12 protein-coding genes are annotated in these 16,672 nt (G+C 64.1%); 3 read left to right on the top strand and 9 right to left on the bottom strand.

The features are described from left to right. Positions 1 to 142 precede the first annotated feature (142 nt). Together aceB and RM96_RS17340 are read right to left on the bottom strand one after the other, a co-directional pair. On the bottom strand, positions 143 to 1,729 hold the full coding sequence (gene aceB / locus RM96_RS17335) for a malate synthase A (protein WP_039012333.1): 1,587 nt from the start codon (positions 1,727 to 1,729) through the stop codon (positions 143 to 145). 43 nt (positions 1,730 to 1,772) lie between these two features. Next, positions 1,773 to 2,474, bottom strand: coding sequence for a haloacid dehalogenase type II (locus RM96_RS17340; protein WP_039012334.1), 702 nt, complete (start codon positions 2,472 to 2,474; stop codon positions 1,773 to 1,775). 249 nt (positions 2,475 to 2,723) lie between these two features. Here RM96_RS17340 and RM96_RS17345 point away from each other — a divergent pair, with 249 nt between their 5' ends. Both RM96_RS17345 and RM96_RS17350 read left to right on the top strand, forming a co-directional pair. Further along, on the top strand, positions 2,724 to 3,674 hold the full coding sequence (locus tag RM96_RS17345; RefSeq protein WP_039012335.1) for a LysR family transcriptional regulator: 951 nt from the start codon (positions 2,724 to 2,726) through the stop codon (positions 3,672 to 3,674). Positions 3,675 to 3,837: 163 nt separating this feature from the next. Continuing rightward, positions 3,838 to 4,272 carry a universal stress protein gene (locus tag RM96_RS17350; RefSeq protein ID WP_039012336.1) on the top strand — a complete coding sequence of 145 codons (435 nt, stop codon included), beginning with the start codon at positions 3,838 to 3,840 and terminating at the stop codon, positions 4,270 to 4,272. Positions 4,273 to 4,468: 196 nt separating this feature from the next. On the opposite strand, the gene RM96_RS17355 is transcribed toward RM96_RS17350, so the two are convergent. Continuing rightward, the gene (locus RM96_RS17355; protein ID WP_039012338.1) at positions 4,469 to 6,121 is read right to left on the bottom strand and encodes a hypothetical protein; all 1,653 of its coding nucleotides are present in this window, start codon (positions 6,119 to 6,121) and stop codon (positions 4,469 to 4,471) included. Between the two features lie 347 nt (positions 6,122 to 6,468). On the opposite strand from RM96_RS17355, the gene RM96_RS17360 reads away from it, so the two are divergent. After that, the gene (locus tag RM96_RS17360; RefSeq protein WP_039012339.1) at positions 6,469 to 9,702 is read left to right on the top strand and encodes a BTAD domain-containing putative transcriptional regulator; all 3,234 of its coding nucleotides are present in this window, start codon (positions 6,469 to 6,471) and stop codon (positions 9,700 to 9,702) included. 181 nt (positions 9,703 to 9,883) lie between these two features. Here RM96_RS17360 and aceA read toward each other — a convergent pair whose 3' ends face one another. The 6 genes from aceA to RM96_RS17390 form a co-directional block, all read right to left on the bottom strand. After that, positions 9,884 to 11,176, bottom strand: coding sequence for an isocitrate lyase (gene aceA / locus RM96_RS17365; RefSeq protein ID WP_039012340.1), 1,293 nt, complete (start codon positions 11,174 to 11,176; stop codon positions 9,884 to 9,886). A gap of 336 nt (positions 11,177 to 11,512) precedes the next feature. Beyond that, positions 11,513 to 12,466, bottom strand: a complete 954-nt coding sequence (locus RM96_RS17370; RefSeq protein WP_039012341.1) for an alpha/beta fold hydrolase — start codon at positions 12,464 to 12,466, stop codon at positions 11,513 to 11,515. A 110-nt stretch (positions 12,467 to 12,576) separates the two neighbouring features. After that, positions 12,577 to 12,993 carry a gamma-glutamylcyclotransferase family protein gene (locus RM96_RS17375; RefSeq protein ID WP_039012342.1) on the bottom strand — a complete coding sequence of 139 codons (417 nt, stop codon included), beginning with the start codon at positions 12,991 to 12,993 and terminating at the stop codon, positions 12,577 to 12,579. Positions 12,994 to 12,995: 2 nt separating this feature from the next. Further along, entirely contained in the window at positions 12,996 to 13,493 is a 498-nt protein-coding gene (rraA, locus tag RM96_RS17380; protein WP_039012343.1) for a ribonuclease E activity regulator RraA, read from the bottom strand. Positions 13,494 to 13,536: 43 nt separating this feature from the next. Continuing rightward, complete coding sequence (locus RM96_RS17385) at positions 13,537 to 15,243, bottom strand: thiamine pyrophosphate-binding protein (protein WP_039012344.1); 1,707 nt, start codon at positions 15,241 to 15,243, stop codon at positions 13,537 to 13,539. A 47-nt stretch (positions 15,244 to 15,290) separates the two neighbouring features. After that, a complete protein-coding gene (locus RM96_RS17390) occupies positions 15,291 to 16,547 on the bottom strand; it encodes an MFS transporter (protein WP_039012346.1) in 1,257 nt (418 codons plus the stop codon). Positions 16,548 to 16,672: the final 125 nt, after the last annotated feature.

A 16,672-nucleotide genomic window follows, 5' to 3' on the forward strand; every position in this document is an offset into this window, starting at 1 on the left:
ACGGCGCCGCAAAGTTAACATTGCGGCTCACGGTTTACAACTGCTTCTGCGGCTAACAATGAAAAATGCCGTTCAGCGCTTAACTGAACGGCATTACAGCCAAAGCTGCGGTTTTTTCATCTTGCAAGAGCCCTACCCCCGCTCAAACTTCCTCATACAGCGGCAACGTCAGAAACTCAGCAAAATCCTCCGACGTAGACATCTGCTCAAAAATCTCAGCAGCCCGGTCATACGTCTTGGTATCGCCACCAACCAGCGCCTTCACCTTAGCCAGCTCCTCCGGAATCAGCTTCCGCACCAGCTCAGCCGTAACCTTGGTGCCATCTTCCAGCTTGCCCTTCGGCGAGCGAATCCACTGCCACACCTGCGAGCGCGAGATCTCAGCCGTAGCGGCATCTTCCATCAGGTTGTGGATCGGCACGCAACCATTGCCGGCCAACCAGGCACCCAGGTAGTGGATGCCCACGTTGATGTTCATGCGCAGGCCGTGCTCGGTGATCGGCGTTTCCGGCTTGAAGTCGAGCAGGTCGGCGCCCTTCACTTGCACGTCCGGGCGTTGCTTTTCGAACTGGTTGGGCTTGTCGCCCAGCACTGCCACGAATTCCTTCATGGCCGGCTCGACCAGGCCCGGGTGGGCAACCCAGCCGCCGTCGTAGCCGTCGGTGGCATCACGACGCTTGTCGCTGATGATGCCTTCCATGGCGATGGCGTTCTTCTCCGGATCGTTCTTGATCGGGATCAGGGCGCTCATGCCGCCCATGGCGGGGGCGCCGCGGTGATGGCAGGTCTTGAGCAGCAGCAGCGCGTAGGCGCGCATGAACGGCGCGGTCATGGTGACCTTGGCGCGGTCGGCCAGGCAGAAGTCCTTGTCGTTCTTGAACTTCTTGATGCACGAGAAGATGTAGTCCCAGCGGCCGGCGTTCAGGCCAGCGCTGTGCTCGCGCAGTTCGTACAGGATTTCATCCATTTCGAACGCGGCGAGGATGGTCTCGATCAGCACGGTGGCCTTGATGGTGCCTTGCGGCAGGCCGATTTCCTTCTGTGCCATCACGAAGATGTCGTTCCACAGGCGCGCTTCCAGATGGCTTTCCATCTTGGGCAGGTAGAAGAACGGGCCGTCGCCGCGGGCGATCTGTTCCTTGGCGTTGTGGATCAGGAACAGCGCGAAGTCGAAGATGCCGCCCGAGATGCGCTTGCCGTTGATGGTGACGTGCTTCTCATCCAGGTGCCAGCCGCGCGGACGCACTTGCAGCGTGGCGATCTTGTCGTTCAGCTTGTACTGCTTGCCCTTCGATTCCAGGGTCAGCGTGCGGCGCACGGCGGCCTTCAGGTTGACCTGGCCCTGCAGCTGGTTGTGCCAGTTGGGGGTGTTGGAATCTTCGAAGTCGGTCATGTAGCTGTCAGCGCCCGAGTTGAAGGCGTTGATGACCATCTTGGCTTCGACCGGGCCGGTGATTTCCACGCGGCGGCATTCCAGCGCCTTGGGGATCGGGGCTACCTTCCAGTCGCCTTCGCGGATGCTCTTGGTTTCCGGCAGGAAATCGGGGACTTCGCCGGCGTCCAGGCGTTTGGCGCGTGCGACGCGCGCGGCCAGCAGTTCCTGGCGGCGCGGTTCGAAGGCGCGGTGCAGCTTGTCTACCAGGGCCAGGGCTTCCGGCGTGAGGATATCTTCGTAGGCCGGCAGGATCTCGCCGGTAATCTTCATGCCCGCGGGCAGCGTGATAGCCATCAGTCTTCTCCTGTTAATCGATAGGCTGGTTGGGTGTGCCCTACTAGACCGCCACACCACGGGTGCGGACGAATTCGAGCAGGTCGTTCATGTCGTGCCCGGTGCCGGAGGGGGCTACGTCGAGCCGCTCCGCCGGATGGCCGGCACGATTGATCCAGAAAGTGGTGTAGCCATACCAGGTGGCGCCGCACGCATCCCAGCCATTGGACGAGACAAAGAGGATCTCTTCCACCGGGAGCTGGAACGCTGCAGGCCCGAGTGCGTAGGCAGCCGGGGCGGTCTTGTACTGTCGCACGGCGTCGACCGACAGCACGTGGTCGAACAGCCCGTGCATGCCGGCGCTCTTGACCGAGATGTCGAGCATCTCGGGGTTGCCGTTGGACAGGATGCCCAGCGGCAGGCCGGCACGGCGCAGTCGCTTGAGCGCGCCCAGGTTTTCGGGGAACGCGGACAGGCAGGCATATTCCTTGAGCAGCTGCGCCTCGGTGGCCTCGTCCAGCTCCAGTCGCAGGCGCTCGGCGGCGTAGCGCAAGGCATCCACCGTGAGCGCCCAGAACGGTTTGTAGTATGCGCCGTCCGGCGCGGCCAGGGTACGGATGCGGGTGTAGTCGATCTGCCGCTCGCGCCAGAGCAGGGCCAGCGCCTCGCCCTTGCCCGGAAACAGCTGCTCCGCGCGCGCCGTGACGGAATACACGTCGAACAGCGTGCCATAGGCATCGAACACGACTGCGCGGATCTTGGACATGGACTGGTTCGGAACCCTGAAAACGTGCCTGGCCCACGCATGCGTGGCCCTGTACACCATTGAATGCATCGCATTGTAGAAGTCCGCTGCAGTGCGGCAAAGTGGGGGCGGGTCACTTGATCTTTTACTTTTAGACCACTAATCTTGCCTGACTCTTAGAACAATCCGCACCAAATCCTCCCCATTGCCGACCATCCCGACACGAATCCCGCGCCGGAGTGGCCGCGCAGGCATAACCGGCGAACATTTGTGGACCATTTCAAACAACTGGAGACCTTTGTATCCGTCGCCTCGCGCGGCAGCCTGTCCGCCGCGGCGGCGGCCGAGGGCGTGGCGCCCGCCATCATCGGGCGGCGCATCGACGCGCTGGAGGAGCGGCTGGGCGTGAAGCTGCTGGTGCGGACCACGCGCAAGATCAGCCTGACCTTCGAGGGATCGGCATTCCTGGAAGACTGCCAGCGCATCCTGAATGATCTGCACAACGCCGAGGCCAGTGTCTCGGCGGGTGGCGTGAAGGCCAGCGGCCACCTGCGTGTAACGGCGCCGGCCGGCTATGGGCGCAAGCATGTGGCGCCGCTGGTGCCGCTGTTCATTGAGTCGCACCCGGATGTGTCGATTACGCTGGATCTGTCGGATCGCGTGGTCGATCTGGTCAATGAAGGCTTCGACTGCGCCATTCGCCTGGGCGACCTGCCCGATTCGAGCCTGGTCTCGATCCGCCTGGCGGAGACGCGGCGTGTGGTGGTGGCGTCACCTGACTATCTCGCGCGCGCCGGCACGCCGAAGCAACCCGAGGATCTCCAGCGTCACAATTGCCTCGCCTTCGGCGCGAGCGCCAATGTGCAGCGTGGGTGGGTCTTCCAGCAGGATGGGAGCACAACCACCGTGAAGGTCGGCGGGACTATGGAATGCTCCGACGGCGCGGTGCTGCACGAGTGGTGCCTGCAGGGCAACGGGTTGGCCTGGCGTTCGTGGTGGGAGGTCGGCCAGGAGGTGGCCAGCGGGCGGCTGGTCACCGTGCTGGACGACTTCCAGGCACCGCCGATCGGCATTCACGCAGTCTTTCCGCAGCGCAAGCACCTGCCGCTGCGCGTGCGGCTCTTTATTGACCATCTGAAGAACACTTACGGCAATCCGGCCTACTGGCGGCGCGCCGAACAGGTCCCTTTGCATGCCGTAGCGGAGGCGATAGCGAGCTGACGGCCCAAGGATGGGACAGGCGTCTGTCTGCTGAGGCACTTTGTTGCAATTGATATTGCGCAATGCCCTACTCGGCACACTGACTACAATGAATTGCAGACAGGCACATTCCGGCCATGCTTCCGGGCCTGCCCCATCCCCCCTCGCCAGAAAGGAGCCCCGCATGTTCCAACACATACTGCTACCGACCGACGGATCGGAACTGTCCAGGAAGGCCATCAATGGCGGCCTTGAACTGGCCAAGACCATTGGCGCGCGTGTCACGGCCTACGTCTGCCTGGAGGAGTATCCATATACCCCGTTCAGCGAGATCGTGGTGGAAGCGCCCCAGGCCTTCAAGGACCGCATCGAGAACCAGGCCAAGCTGTACCTGAAGGAAGTGGAGAATCTCGCCATCGCGGCGGGCGTGACCTTCGATGCCGATATGTCGACCTTCGCGGTGCCCTATCTCGGCATCATCGACGCCGCGGAGCGCCACGGCTGCGACGTGATCTTCATGGCGTCGCACGGACGGCGCGGGCTGTCGGGCCTGCTGCTCGGCTCCGAGACCCAGAAGGTGCTGACGCATACCGACATCCCGGTGATCGTCTATCGCTGAATGTAGTCCAGCCTCTCAAAGCGAAAATGCCCGCACCGGGCTAACCGGTGTGGGCATTTTTTCATCCGGAAGAAGGCTTACTCGCCCTTGCGGATGCGGTCTTCCATGTACCTGGGGCGGTCAGGACATGAGTTGGCACTGGCTCATTACAGGCGGCCAGCGCCAACTATCACAGGCTTCGGCTACAGGTGCTTGCTCACATGGTGCCAGGCTTGTTCACCGAAAAGCTCACGCTATACGTGCTGGGCGTGACAAACGGGGACCCGTTCCATGCCAGCGTCAACCCGCCCAAGGGCAGTTGCCACGTCTCCTTGCAAGAAGTGGCGACGCCGGACGTATTCGTGCAGACCTTGGTACCAGGACGGTAGCGCAGGCCATTGAACGGATTGTTGTAGCTGATCTGGTCCGTATGGTTATCCGCAAAGGTGCGGGTGACGGTCGAACCGTTCACGGCAGTGATGGTATGGCTGTCTTCCGAGACCGGTCTCAGGCCGGTGCTGCTCACCGTGCTTTGCCAGAAGGCGCTGGTGGTGCTGACCGCAGGCACGGACAGCGTCGTCTGCGGAGCAAACACGCCCACGCCTCCGACCATCGTGGCGATCCAGACAATGTTTCCTTGCGCGTTCTGGAATCCATAGGCATGGAAGTCCACGGTGCCTGCCGAGGCGCCATCGTCAACCCAATCGGCGCCACCGTCCGACGTGGCGACCAGATGCCCATAGGGCGATTTGGTATCCACCGCGCAAGGGAAGCCGACCGAGCAGTTCGTGGCTGCCGTGGTGACGCCCTTCGAATAATTGTGGGTGCCATACTCGCCTTGGGCTGACCCGCTCAAGGCCGCATAGTTATAGGCCCCGTTGACCACGCTCGGGTCCATGGTCTGCCTGGGCATCGAAATCGAGAGCGTGCCCGTGCTGCCGCTTCCGTTGGTCCAGACCGCCAGCCCCGACCTGGCCACGAGCACGCGCGTCGAGCCCGTATCGTTCAACGAGAAATCGCAGGCCGTCGCGCCTTGGGTGAGCTGATAGCTAGACGCGCCCATGGCGACGGTCAGCGTGGTCGCGTCGATGGTCACCACTTGCGCAGACCCATCGGAGAACTTGATCAGCCGGTGATCGCCGCTCTTGAGCGCCGGACAGGCTGAATTCGCCGGAGCGAGGACGGTGCCGATGGTCGAGGTTGCGGCGGTGGTGCTGCCGGTAGTGCTGGCCACCGCCGTGCTCAGGTCGGTCAGGGTGACGCCGGCGCTGGTCAGCGTCGATTGCAGCTTGTCCAGCACCCCGTCGTAGCCCTGGCCACTACCCGCGCTGATCGTGCCGCTGATGAAGTCGCCGACGCTCGAAGCATCGAAACCTGCGCTCTGGAGCACTTTGGTCAGGGTGGATTGGGCGGTGCTGACGTCGGCGGCACTCACGGTCGTGGTCGGACCGAATGCCGCCACGTACTGCGCCGGATCCTGCCTGGCCACCTGGGCGACCAGCAGCTCGGTGAGCGGCGTGATCTGCACGGTCGCGTTGCTGCTGCTCGACCCGGCGCCCGGAAGCACGGAATGCAGGACGGTCTTGCCGTCGCTGCCCGTAGCGGTCAGCACGCAAGGCAAGCTGACGCCATTGACCGGGATCGAATAGCTACCATCCGCAGCGCTGGTTGCCGCTCCCGAACCAGATGCGCAGGCCAGATTGACCGCGGCGCCAGACAAAGGCAAACCGGTGGCGACCACCCCGCTGACGGTCTGCGACGCCGGCTTTTGGGTGGACGTTCCGTCCGACGTGGGCGCGGAATCCCCGCCCCCGCCGCAGGCCGACAAGGCAAATGCGCTAACGGTTAAGGCAATCCATGACAGTTTCATTGTGTTTTCCCCCTGATGTTGGCTCTGGCGGCTTAGTCATCGACCCACAGTCGATAACGCCGCGTGTGGGGATTAGGCCATGCGTGCACTTACCGATCACTTACACATAACACCAGGCGAAAAATGGGCGATGGCAACTGCCTGCCTTGGCTCACATATTTTCGGCGGATCCTGAGCGGAGACTGGGCGGTCAACCCCCTCCTTAGAGGGGGTCGTTTGCGTGAATGGCTGAGCGGGCGCGGAACGGCGAGAATGGCTGGCCCTTTGCCGCCGACTGGAAGGACGTTGAGCTGGCAGTCCCCGCGAGTACAGGGACATGGCGCGCTTGTTGCAAACGTTTTTCGCCGATGACTTCGACCTCCGCCTCCATTTATTCCAAGATCAGCCGCCCGCAATCGGGCAGCATCGTGCCCCGCCCCCGGCTGCTGGAGCATCTGCAACAGGTCTATAGGAAAAGCCCCGTGGTCTGGGTCAGCAGCCTCGCGGGTTCTGGCAAGACCAAACTGGCGGCCAGCTACCTCGACGCGAGTGCGCTGCCTGCAATCTGGTATGAGGTGGACAGCGGTGATAGCGACCCAGCCAGCTTTTTCCACTACCTCAGCCTGGCCTGTACTGCGCATTCCCTGACCGCATCGCTGCCGCAATTCAAGCCGGATCATTTGTTTGATCTGGCAACGTTCGCCAGCCGATACTTCCGCGCGCTGTTCTCGGGCTTTTCCGGACCCGCGCTGTTGGTGATCGACAACTATCATGCCGCGGAGGCCGAATCCAGCTTCAATCTCATTCTGCGCGAGGCCTTGTGCTCGGTACCTGACCATATCCAGGTGCTGGTTCTTAGCCGCTCCGTGCCACCACCCGAATTGGCGCGACTGCAGGCCAATCAACGGCTTGCCCTGCTGGATTGGCAGCAACTCAGGCTGACCGAGGAAGAAACGGGCGCGATCCTGGCTCGCCACACAGCCGCGCTGGCACAACCCCGGGATGCGTCCCATGACCACCGCCTGCAGACACAGTCAGACCTTGCCCGAAAGCTTCATGCACGCAGTGAGGGCTGGGTGGCCGCCGTGGTGCTGCTGCTGGACCAGATTGGCCGGCTAGGCAGCGACGACCTCGACCGGTTGGACTCGCGCAAGGTGCTGTTTCCGTATTTCGCCCAGGAAATGTTCGCTGCTGCTTCGCCCGATCTGCGTCATTTCCTTCTGTGCACCGCCATCCTGCCCCACTTCGATCTGGCGGACGCCCGGCAAATCAGCGGAGACCCGGAAGCCGGGCGCTTCGTTGATCTGACCTACCGCCAGCAATACTTCGTCGATCAGTTCGGCGCGGGAGCCAATGCTTCCTACCAGTATCACGCGCTGTTCCGTGAATTCCTGCTTACGCAGCTAGCGGACGCTTTCTCGGTCGAGGAGCGCCACAAGCTTGTCATCAAGGCGTCCGCCATGCTGGAGGCTCGGGGAGAGATTACCGGGGCGGGCGAGCTGCTGGCCGGCACCGGACTGCAACAGCAGTTGGCGACGCTGGCGCTGCGGTGCGCCCCGGAGCTGATGCAGCAAGGCCGCTATCGCACGCTGAGCGACTTGCTGGTGCCGCTACCCTCAACCATGCTCACCGGCGACCCCTGGCTACTGTTCTGGGCGGGGTCTTGCCGCATCGCGCTCGATCCGGCCGGAGCCCGTCAGTACTTCGACCCGGCGCTGGCCTTGTTTGAGAGCCAAAGCGATGCGGTGGGTTGCTTTTTGGCATGGTCCAGCATTGTCGACTGCATCTATTTCGAATCTCGGGACTATCGGCCGCTTGGCCACTGGCTCGAAGTTCTCGACACGCTATGCGCCCGCTATCCCGTCTTCCCCGAAGCACAGATCGAGGCACGGGTGCTGGCGAGCGTGCTGGCCGCTCTGGCCTTTTACGCCATGGACCACCCCGATCGTACGGTTTGGACGGATCAGGCATTGGCTTTTATTGGCACGGTGGATGTGCAAACGCAGGCGTCGCTTGGCTTCATGCTGACGGTCTACCATCTGTGGACAGGCGACCTTGAGCGTGCCCGCGTGGTACTCCAGCTGATGCGGGCTGCCGTCGCGGCACCTGAGACCAGCGACTTGCTGCGCACGACCATTCTGACCACCGAGGCCATGGGCTACTGGTTCTTCGGTGATAACGACGCCTGTATTGCCGTGGTGGAGCAGACCGAGGCACTGATGCATGCCAGCGGTATCTACCTGTGGAAGCACGCTTTGCTGAATCATGGGCTAGCCGCAGCGATCTCCGCCGGAGACTACTCCGTGGCGGAATCCTTCCGCGCTAAGCTGACACAGGACATCCACACCGGTCGTCCGCTCGACCAGGCAATGCATCACTTCGAATGTGGATGGCTGGCGTTGCAGCGAGGCCAGCTGCGCGAAGCCGAGCTCAAGATCGAATTTGGCCTGAATGGCTTCCGCGCACTCAATTTCCGCTATGGCGTTGCGTTTAGCTTGTCCACTTGCGCCTACGTCAACCACTTGCTCGGTCATGGCGCACAGGCGGACACGCTCGCCGCTCACGCGGAAGCGCTCGCGCGCCAGATCGACAGCCACGTGGCGCTCTACCAGGCCCTGATGGTACGCGCGGCGATTGCCCTTGAGCGCGGCTTATCGACCAGCCCATGGCTGGCCGAGGCGCTAGCCCTTGGCAAGCGCTTTGGGATCATGAATTTTCCGGGATGGCATGCAGGCATGATGGCCCGCCTGGCTGCACATGCCTTGGCGACGGGCGTTGAAGCGGACTACGCGACGGCCTTGGTGCGCAAGCGCGATCTGCAGGCGCCGGCCGCTCGACTGAAGAACTGGCCGTGGGAGATTGACATCCGCGTCCTGGGAGCCTTTAGCGTTTACCGGTCTGGCAATCCATTGGCGCAGAGCGGCAAAGGCAACCGGCGCACGCTGGACACGCTCAAGGCGATCATCGCGTACGGCGCACGAGAAGTCGCCATCGATCATCTGGCAGCAGCGTTGTGGCCAGACGCGGATGGCGACAGCGCCAAGGGCGCGTTCGACGTGGCCATCCACCGGCTGCGCAAATTGCTCGGCAATGCCGACGCTATCCAGGTTGCCAATGGCAAGGTCAGCCTCAATACGAGCTTGTGTGGACTCGATCTATGGACCTTTCAAGCCGATTGCCAAGCCGTGCTCGAACTGGCGACGATGCCCGAGCCTGATGCCGACACGCTTCTGGCGGCAGCCCTGGAGATGCTGATGGCCTACAAAGGGGATTTTCTTGCCGGCGAAGCCGAGCAGCCCTGGCTTCTTCCACAGCGGGAGCGTCTACGTGCCCAGTCAGTGCGCGCCGTTTTGGCCGCTGGCGAACGACTGGAAGCGCGCAAGGCAAGTCCTTCGGCCGTCGCCCTGTACCAGCGCGCACTCGACCTTCACCCGACAGCGGAAGCCGTATGCCGACGCCTGCTGGGATGCCTGCGGGCGGAAGGCAAGGCTGATGAAGCCAAAGCGTTCTTCATGGAATGGGAGCGCACACTAAAGATCGTCCATGGTGCCGCGCCATCTCCAACTCTGGCGGCAATGCTGGACTGGACGCGACAGGCGTAGGGCAGACCGATCTGGATGACGGTGCCTGCAGGCTAATCGAGGCGCTGCGGTATCGCCCGGACTCAGAATAAAAAACCGCGCCGTCCCTGAGAGAGAACGGCGCGGCGCCTAAAGAGAAGGCGTGATGGTCGCACGCCTTCGTTCCGCCGGATCAGGGACCCGGCGGAGGTGACCAGGAGAGTCAGGCCACTTTCTTGTCGAAGAACTGCTCGTCTTCCGTCGAGCCCTTCAGTGCGGTCGTCGACGACTGGCCGCCTTCGATGGTTTGCGTCACGGCGTCGAAGTAGCCGGTACCGACTTCGCGCTGGTGCTTCACGGCGGTGAAGCCCTTCTCGGCGGCCTTGAACTCGTTCTCCTGCAGTTCGACGAAGGCGGTCATCTGGTTGCGGGCGTAGCCGTAGGCCAGGTTGAACATCGAGTAGTTCAGCGAGTGGAAGCCGGCCAGCGTGATGAACTGGAACTTGTAGCCCATCGCGCCCAGTTCTTTCTGGAACCTGGCGATGGTGGCGTCGTCCAGGTTCTTCTTCCAGTTGAACGACGGCGAGCAGTTGTAGGCCAGCATCTTGCCCGGGAACTTGGCGTGCACGGCTTCGGCAAACTTCCTGGCGAACTCGAGGTCCGGCTTGCCGGTTTCGCACCACACCAGGTCAGCCACTTCCGCGTAGGCCAGGGCGCGGGAGATCGATTGCTCCAGGCCATTCTTCACACGGTAGAAGCCTTCCACGGTGCGTTCGCCGGTGCAGAACGGCTTGTCGTTCTCGTCCACGTCCGAGGTCAGCAGGTCGGCGGCTTCGGCGTCGGTACGGGCGATCACCAGGGTCGGCACGCCGGACACGTCGGCAGCCAGACGGGCAGCAGTCAGCTTGGCAACGGCTTCGCGGGTCGGGACCAGCACCTTGCCGCCCATGTGGCCGCACTTCTTCACCGAAGCCAGCTGGTCTTCGAAGTGAACGCCGGCAGCGCCTGCTTCGATCATCGACTTCATCAGTTCGAAGGCGTTCAGCACGCCGCCGAAACCGGCTTCCGCATCAGCCACGATCGGCGCGAAGTAGTCGGTGTCGCCCTTGCCTTCGCTCCACTGGATCTGGTCGGCGCGCTGGAAGGTGTTGTTGATGCGCTTGACCACTTGCGGCACCGAGTTGGCCGGGTACAGCGACTGGTCGGGGTACATTTCACCGGCCAAGTTGGCGTCGCCGGCGACTTGCCAGCCCGACAGGTAGATGGCCTTCAGGCCGGCCTTGACCTGTTGCATGGCCTGGTTGCCGGTCAGCGCGCCCAGCGAGTTGACGAACGGTTCGGTGTGCAGCAGGCCCCACAGCTTTTCGGCACCGCGGCGGGCCAGGGTGTGCTCGACCTGAACAGAGCCGCGCAGGCGCACGACGTCTTCGGCGGTGTAGTTGCGCTTGGTGCCCTTCCAGCGAGGATTGGTATCCCAGTCTTTTTGCAGGGCCTGGATTTGCTCTTGTCGGTTCATGGTCACTCTCCTGAAAGCTTCGGCGGATGGCTGAGAATCTCTTGAACCACCTGTCCTGGGGCGCTCGCTGGTTGCAGCGTTCTTTGCGCCTCAAGTCATGTGTCTTATATAAGAGTGTAGGGAACCATCCCGCGTCGCAACAAGCTCTGAATGGCGCTGACGCTTAGTTTTTTTACTCTTTATTTTCAATGCTTTGCAAGATTCATCTCACGATGCGGCAAGTAATCTTCCATCATGAGAAATGGGCATGCTGCCGCGCAACCATGTATTTTTGCGCATCAAAAAGGCTTTCCGCATCGTGAAAAATGGAAATCCTGGCTATGGAAAGCAGGCTGGCTAGCGAACGCGGGACCGCAGCAGCAGCGGTGTAGCTGGTGCGCCCTCCATGTGCTCGACAAACTCGCGCACCATCCCGGCAAAAAGCTGGGGGTCCGAGAGCGGCAGCCAGTGTTTTGCACGCACCGGCCGGCGCCACAACTGCGCGGTCCAGCGGTGAAGGTCTTCGGTGAGGAATGGCTTGACGTAGCGGTCCAGGGTCGGAACGATCACCTGCACTGGCGCATGCGCGTGACGCTCGCGCGGCGCGCGCAGCGTGGGAAGGAAGTTGGCGCGATAGAGTTTTACACCATGGCGGCCATCTTCTACCTGCGTGGGACTGTGCCCTGCCCTCACCCCTTCCGTGATTCGAAGATATAGCGGCCATGCGCGGCCCAGCCACAGGCGCCAGGTCAACTCCGGCAGCCAGGGCAAATGGAATGCGCCGATGTACCACGACGCGGCAAGCTGGCGCAGGGTGCGGCCCAGCGATGCCAGAGAGCGCTGCGCCCGCAGCTCGCGCAAACCCATTGCGGCATGGTCCAGGCAAGGACCGGAACAGGAAGTCAGCGATGCGATGCGTCCGCGCAGGCGCGCATCGGTCACGCACTCCCAGCTCTGGATCGACCCCCAGTCGTGGCCGACGAGGTGGACCGGCCGTTCAGGCGAGACCGCGTCGATCACGGCGATAAAGTCGTCGGCCAGCCTTTGCAGCCGGTAGGCAGACACCGCGTCCGGAGCACTGGAGCGCCCTGCCCCGCGCACGTCATAGGCCACCACGTGGAATCGGTCCGACAGTCGCGCCGCGACTTCATGCCAGACGTGGCTGTTGTCGGGATAGCCATGCACGAGCACGATGGTCGGCCGGCCGGGTGCAGGCGCTGCGCCCCATTCCGAGACGGCCAGGCGGACCTCGCCGGACTGAACGAAGCATGTACTGGCAGGGCCCGATGGCAAGGCGGCGTCCGAGGTCATCAATCACATCCTTCGATGTCATGGTTGACCACGGATGCTACGCGGAAGACGGCAGCACCGCGAATGCGGCGTTGCCGTTTGAAACATCGCCGGCAGCGGTACTTCGGGAGTCAGGCCGCCGCGGCGTCCCTCGCCCGGCGGTAGGCCACCCAGTCGCCGCCGTCGATGCGTGGCAGCGTCGCCACGGCAGCCTCGTCCACGGGATACAGCAGGCAGGTCACCGGCTTGCCGCCGTGGTTCACCGCTTGCTCTGTGCGGACGAACAGCGTGGCCTGACCCGGATAGACTTCCTCGATCTCGTCGAGCACGGGCACCAGCGCCTCGGGCACATCGTAGATGTCACCCACTACCTGGCCGGCGGCTGCATCGGGCACCAGCCCGGGGTAGGTGCCGAAGTCATACAGGCGCCCCGCCACCGTGCCGGTGCCGACCAGCGTGGGCGCGGCAATGCCGTGCTTGCGCGCGGCGGCGTTCAGGTCGTTGACCTCGCCGGCGCGCAGCGTGCCGTAGACAAACACCATCGGCATGGTCAGGCTCCCAGCTTCTCGTCCGACACCAGCACGCCATCCGCGTCGACATAGATCCAGTTGCCGGGACGCACCACCGCACCGGGCATCTGCACGGTGACGTCGCGCTCGCCGGCCCCACGCTTCTGGCTCTTTTGCGGATGCACCGCCAGGGCGCGGATGCCGATGTCGCACACGTCCAGCTCGCCCGTGTCGCGCACGCAACCGTTCACCACGATCCCGACCCAGCCGTTCTTCTCCGCCAGCAGGCCAAGGTTGCCGCCCACCAGCGCGCAGCGCAGCGAGCCACCGCCTTCCACCACCAGCACGCGGCCCTGTCCGGGCGATTCCACCGCCTCGCGCACGAGCGAGTTGTCTTCGAATACCTTCAGCGTGGCGGCCGGGCCGGCAAAGGCCTCCTGTTTGCCGAATGCGCGGAACACCGGCGCCAGCACGCGCAGCGTACCGTCGGCCAGGCGAGCTTCGTTGGCATCGCACAGATCAGTGGTGACAGGCTTCATCGATGAACTCCAAAGAATGGAAACGGGAAATCGGTTCGGCGGCTCAGCCTTTGTGGCTGGCCAGCGCCTGGGCGCGGATGGCGCTGAGCGTGGTGCGCGGCGTGATCACGTCGGGATCGACCTGGATCTCGATCAGCGTCGACACCGGCGCGGCCAGTGCATCGCGCAGGGCGGGCTCGAAGGCCTCGGTCGTGGTCACGGTCGCGCCCCTCGCTCCGTAGGCGCGGGCCAGCGCGGCAAAATCCGGGTTATGCAGCTCGGTGCCCGAAACATGGGCCGGGTACTCACGCTCCTGGTGCATGCGGATGGTGCCGTACATGCCGTTGTTGACCACGATGAACACCACCGGTGCGCGGTACTGCATGGCGGTGGCCAGCTCCTGTCCGTTCATCAGGAAGCAGCCGTCGCCAGCGAGCGCCACCACCGTGCGTTCAGGGAAAGCAATCTTGGCGCCCACCGCTGCCGGCACGCCGTAGCCCATGGCGCCGCTGGTCGGTGCCAGCTGCCCGCGGCCGCCGCCGGAAAACGGGCGGTAGCGGAAATAGCGATGCAGCCAGCTTGCATAGTTGCCTGCGCCGTTGGTGACGACGGCATCGTCGGGCAGCAGCCGGTCCAGCGTGCGGATGACCTCGGCCATGTCGACGCCCTTCCCCGTGAACGGCGGCGGCGTGAGATAGCGCTCGTAGTCGGCATGCGCGGCGGTGGTCCAGTCCTTCCAGCGCGCGGATTCCGGCGCGGGCTCCAGCCCGGCCAGCCGCGCGGCGATGGCGGGCATCGACGCCTGCACCATCAGGTCGGCCTGGTAGACGCTGCCCAGCTCTTCGGCGCCGGCATGGACATGGATCAGCTTCTGGGCCGGGCGCGGCGCGGCAATCAGCGAATAGCCACCGGTCGTCATCTCGCCCAGGCGCGGGCCGATGGCCAGCACCAGGTCCGCATTGCGGATACGCTCGGCAAGCGCCGGATTGATGCCGATGCCGACATCGCCCGCGTAGTTCGGATGCCGGTTGTCGAACAGGTCCTGGCCGCGGAAGGCGCAGCCCACCGGCAAGGCAAAGCGCTCGGCAAACTGCCGGAGCTGGCCACACGCCTCGGGCGTCCAGCCGCTGCCGCCCACGATCACGAACGGCCGCTCGGCGGCATTCAGCATCTCGGCCAGGCGCTGCATGTCGGCATCGCCTGGCCAACTCATCACGCGCTGCCAGGCGGCCAGCTGCGGCGTACTGACTTCCTGCGTGAGCATGTCTTCGGGCAGCGCCAGCACCACCGGCCCCGGGCGGCCGGACGTAGCAGTCTGGTAGGCGCGGGCGATGTACTCGGGAATGCGTTCGGCGCGATCGATCTGCGCCACCCATTTCGCCATCTGGCCGAACATGCGGCGGTAGTCGATTTCCTGGAAGGCCTCGCGGTCCATGAAGTCCGTACCGACCTGGCCGATGAAGAGGATCATCGGCGTTGAATCCTGGAAGGCGGTGTGCACGCCAATGCTGGCGTTGGTGGCGCCCGGCCCGCGCGTGCAGAACACCAGCCCCGGCCGGCCGGTCAGCTTGCCGTAGGCTTCAGCCATGACCGCCGCCCCGCCCTCCTGCCGGCAGATCACGAAGCGCATCTGGTCGCGCCGCAGGTGAAAGCCGTCCAGCACCGCCAGGTAGCTTTCGCCCGGAACGCCGAAGGCCAGTTCGGCGCCGTGCGCCAGCAAGGCATCCACCAGGATATGTCCGCCGAGCTGCGGGGTATCTGTCGAAGACATCCTTGTTCCTCTTTAATGCGCTGCAAATGCCGAATTGAAGCCGCGCGTCAGACCGCCGCCGCCGCGCTGCGGCGCGAACGATTGCCGTTGCCGACCGTGACCGCGGTGAAGATGGAGGCTAGCTGGAAGGCGCCGATCATGAAGAACACCCAGTTGGGCAGGTGCGCATCCATCAGCGCGCCAAAGAACAGCGGCCCGCTGGCCAGGCCGATATCGAGCCCGGAATAGACCACGCCATAGACCCGGCCGGTCGCGCCGGCAGGCGCCGCGGCGCGCACCAGCAGGTCGCGCGACGGGCCGGCCGTGCCTGCGCCGAAGCCGATCACGCCCAGCAATACCGGCACCAGCAGGCCAGGCGCCACGTTCAGCCCGACCAGCACGGCCATCAGCCCCGACAGCGTGAAGCTCACTGCAATCAGGCGGTCGTGGTTGCTGGTGCGGCTGGCGGCAAACCCGCCGACGACCATGCCGCCGGCGCTGCACAGCATATAGATGGTGTACGAAGCCGTGGCGAGCGTGAACGGAATGCCGTAGAGCTGCGTCAGCGCGGTCGGGGCAAAGCTCTGGATGCCGGCCGCCGAGAACGTCGTCAGCAGGAAGAAGGCCCAGCAAACCCACACCTGCGGCAACCGCAGGAAGCCCAGCAGGCTGCCGCCCGCCGCCTTCGGAGCCTTGGCTGCCGGGCGGCCAACCGCGTCGCTCAGTTCGCGCGGGTCGAGCACGTGGCGCAGGACCAGCAGCACGGCGAGCACCGCAAACGCGACCAGCGAGGCGGCTGCCAGCGCCACGCGCCAGCTTGCCAGGTTGGCGATCGTCACCAGGAAGACCGGCGCCGCGGCCCAGCCCAGGTTGCCCGAAATGCCATGCACGGAGAATGCGTGGCCGAGCCGCGGCTGCGAGACGTGCTTGTTGAGCAGCGTGAAATCGGCCGGATGGAATACTCCGTTGCCCAGGCCCGCCACGCCGGCGCCCAGCAGCAGCGCCGCATAGCCGGAACTGGCGGAAAGCAGCAATGCCGACGCCCCGAGGCAGGCCAGCCCGCCGAAGAGCACCGGCCGCGCGCCGAAGCGATCCACCACGAATCCCGAGGCCGTCTGCACGACGGCGGAGACCGCAAAGAACACAGTCATCAGCAGCCCGAGTTCGGCATAGCTCAGGCCAAACTCTGCCTTGATCCATGGGAACAGCGGCGCCAGCAACAGGTGATAGAAATGGGAAACACCGTGCGCCAGTCCGACCAGGCCGATCACCTGGGCGTCATGACGAAGGGGGTTGCGGCTGGGTTCGAGGGTGGCGGTGGACATGACGCGTGCGGATTCGCGGGGATGGAGGGACGGACGACATCGCGCGCCGGCCGCTTGCGCGGGAGCGAGGGAAAGCGCGCACCGAAGCTCGCATCATAGAGGAAAACCGCGCCGCGCTGCAGCGG

The sequence above is a fragment of the Cupriavidus sp. IDO genome (assembly GCF_000812465.1).
In the GTDB taxonomy this organism is placed as follows: Bacteria; Pseudomonadota; Gammaproteobacteria; order Burkholderiales; family Burkholderiaceae; genus Cupriavidus.

What these genes read in the sequence shown, in the direction of transcription:
- aceB (WP_039012333.1), bottom strand. Translation starts at nt 1,729, where the DNA reads ATGGCTATCACGCTGCCCGCGGGCATGAAGATTACCGGCGAGATCCTG.
- RM96_RS17340 (WP_039012334.1), bottom strand. Translation starts at nt 2,474, where the DNA reads ATGTCCAAGATCCGCGCAGTCGTGTTCGATGCCTATGGCACGCTGTTC.
- RM96_RS17350 (WP_039012336.1), top strand. Translation starts at nt 3,838, where the DNA reads ATGTTCCAACACATACTGCTACCGACCGACGGATCGGAACTGTCCAGG.
- RM96_RS17355 (WP_039012338.1), bottom strand. Translation starts at nt 6,121, where the DNA reads ATGAAACTGTCATGGATTGCCTTAACCGTTAGCGCATTTGCCTTGTCG.
- RM96_RS17360 (WP_039012339.1), top strand. Translation starts at nt 6,469, where the DNA reads ATGACTTCGACCTCCGCCTCCATTTATTCCAAGATCAGCCGCCCGCAA.
- aceA (WP_039012340.1), bottom strand. Translation starts at nt 11,176, where the DNA reads ATGAACCGACAAGAGCAAATCCAGGCCCTGCAAAAAGACTGGGATACC.
- RM96_RS17370 (WP_039012341.1), bottom strand. Translation starts at nt 12,466, where the DNA reads ATGACCTCGGACGCCGCCTTGCCATCGGGCCCTGCCAGTACATGCTTC.
- RM96_RS17375 (WP_039012342.1), bottom strand. Translation starts at nt 12,993, where the DNA reads ATGCCGATGGTGTTTGTCTACGGCACGCTGCGCGCCGGCGAGGTCAAC.
- rraA (WP_039012343.1), bottom strand. Translation starts at nt 13,493, where the DNA reads ATGAAGCCTGTCACCACTGATCTGTGCGATGCCAACGAAGCTCGCCTG.
- RM96_RS17385 (WP_039012344.1), bottom strand. Translation starts at nt 15,243, where the DNA reads ATGTCTTCGACAGATACCCCGCAGCTCGGCGGACATATCCTGGTGGAT.
- RM96_RS17390 (WP_039012346.1), bottom strand. Translation starts at nt 16,547, where the DNA reads ATGTCCACCGCCACCCTCGAACCCAGCCGCAACCCCCTTCGTCATGAC.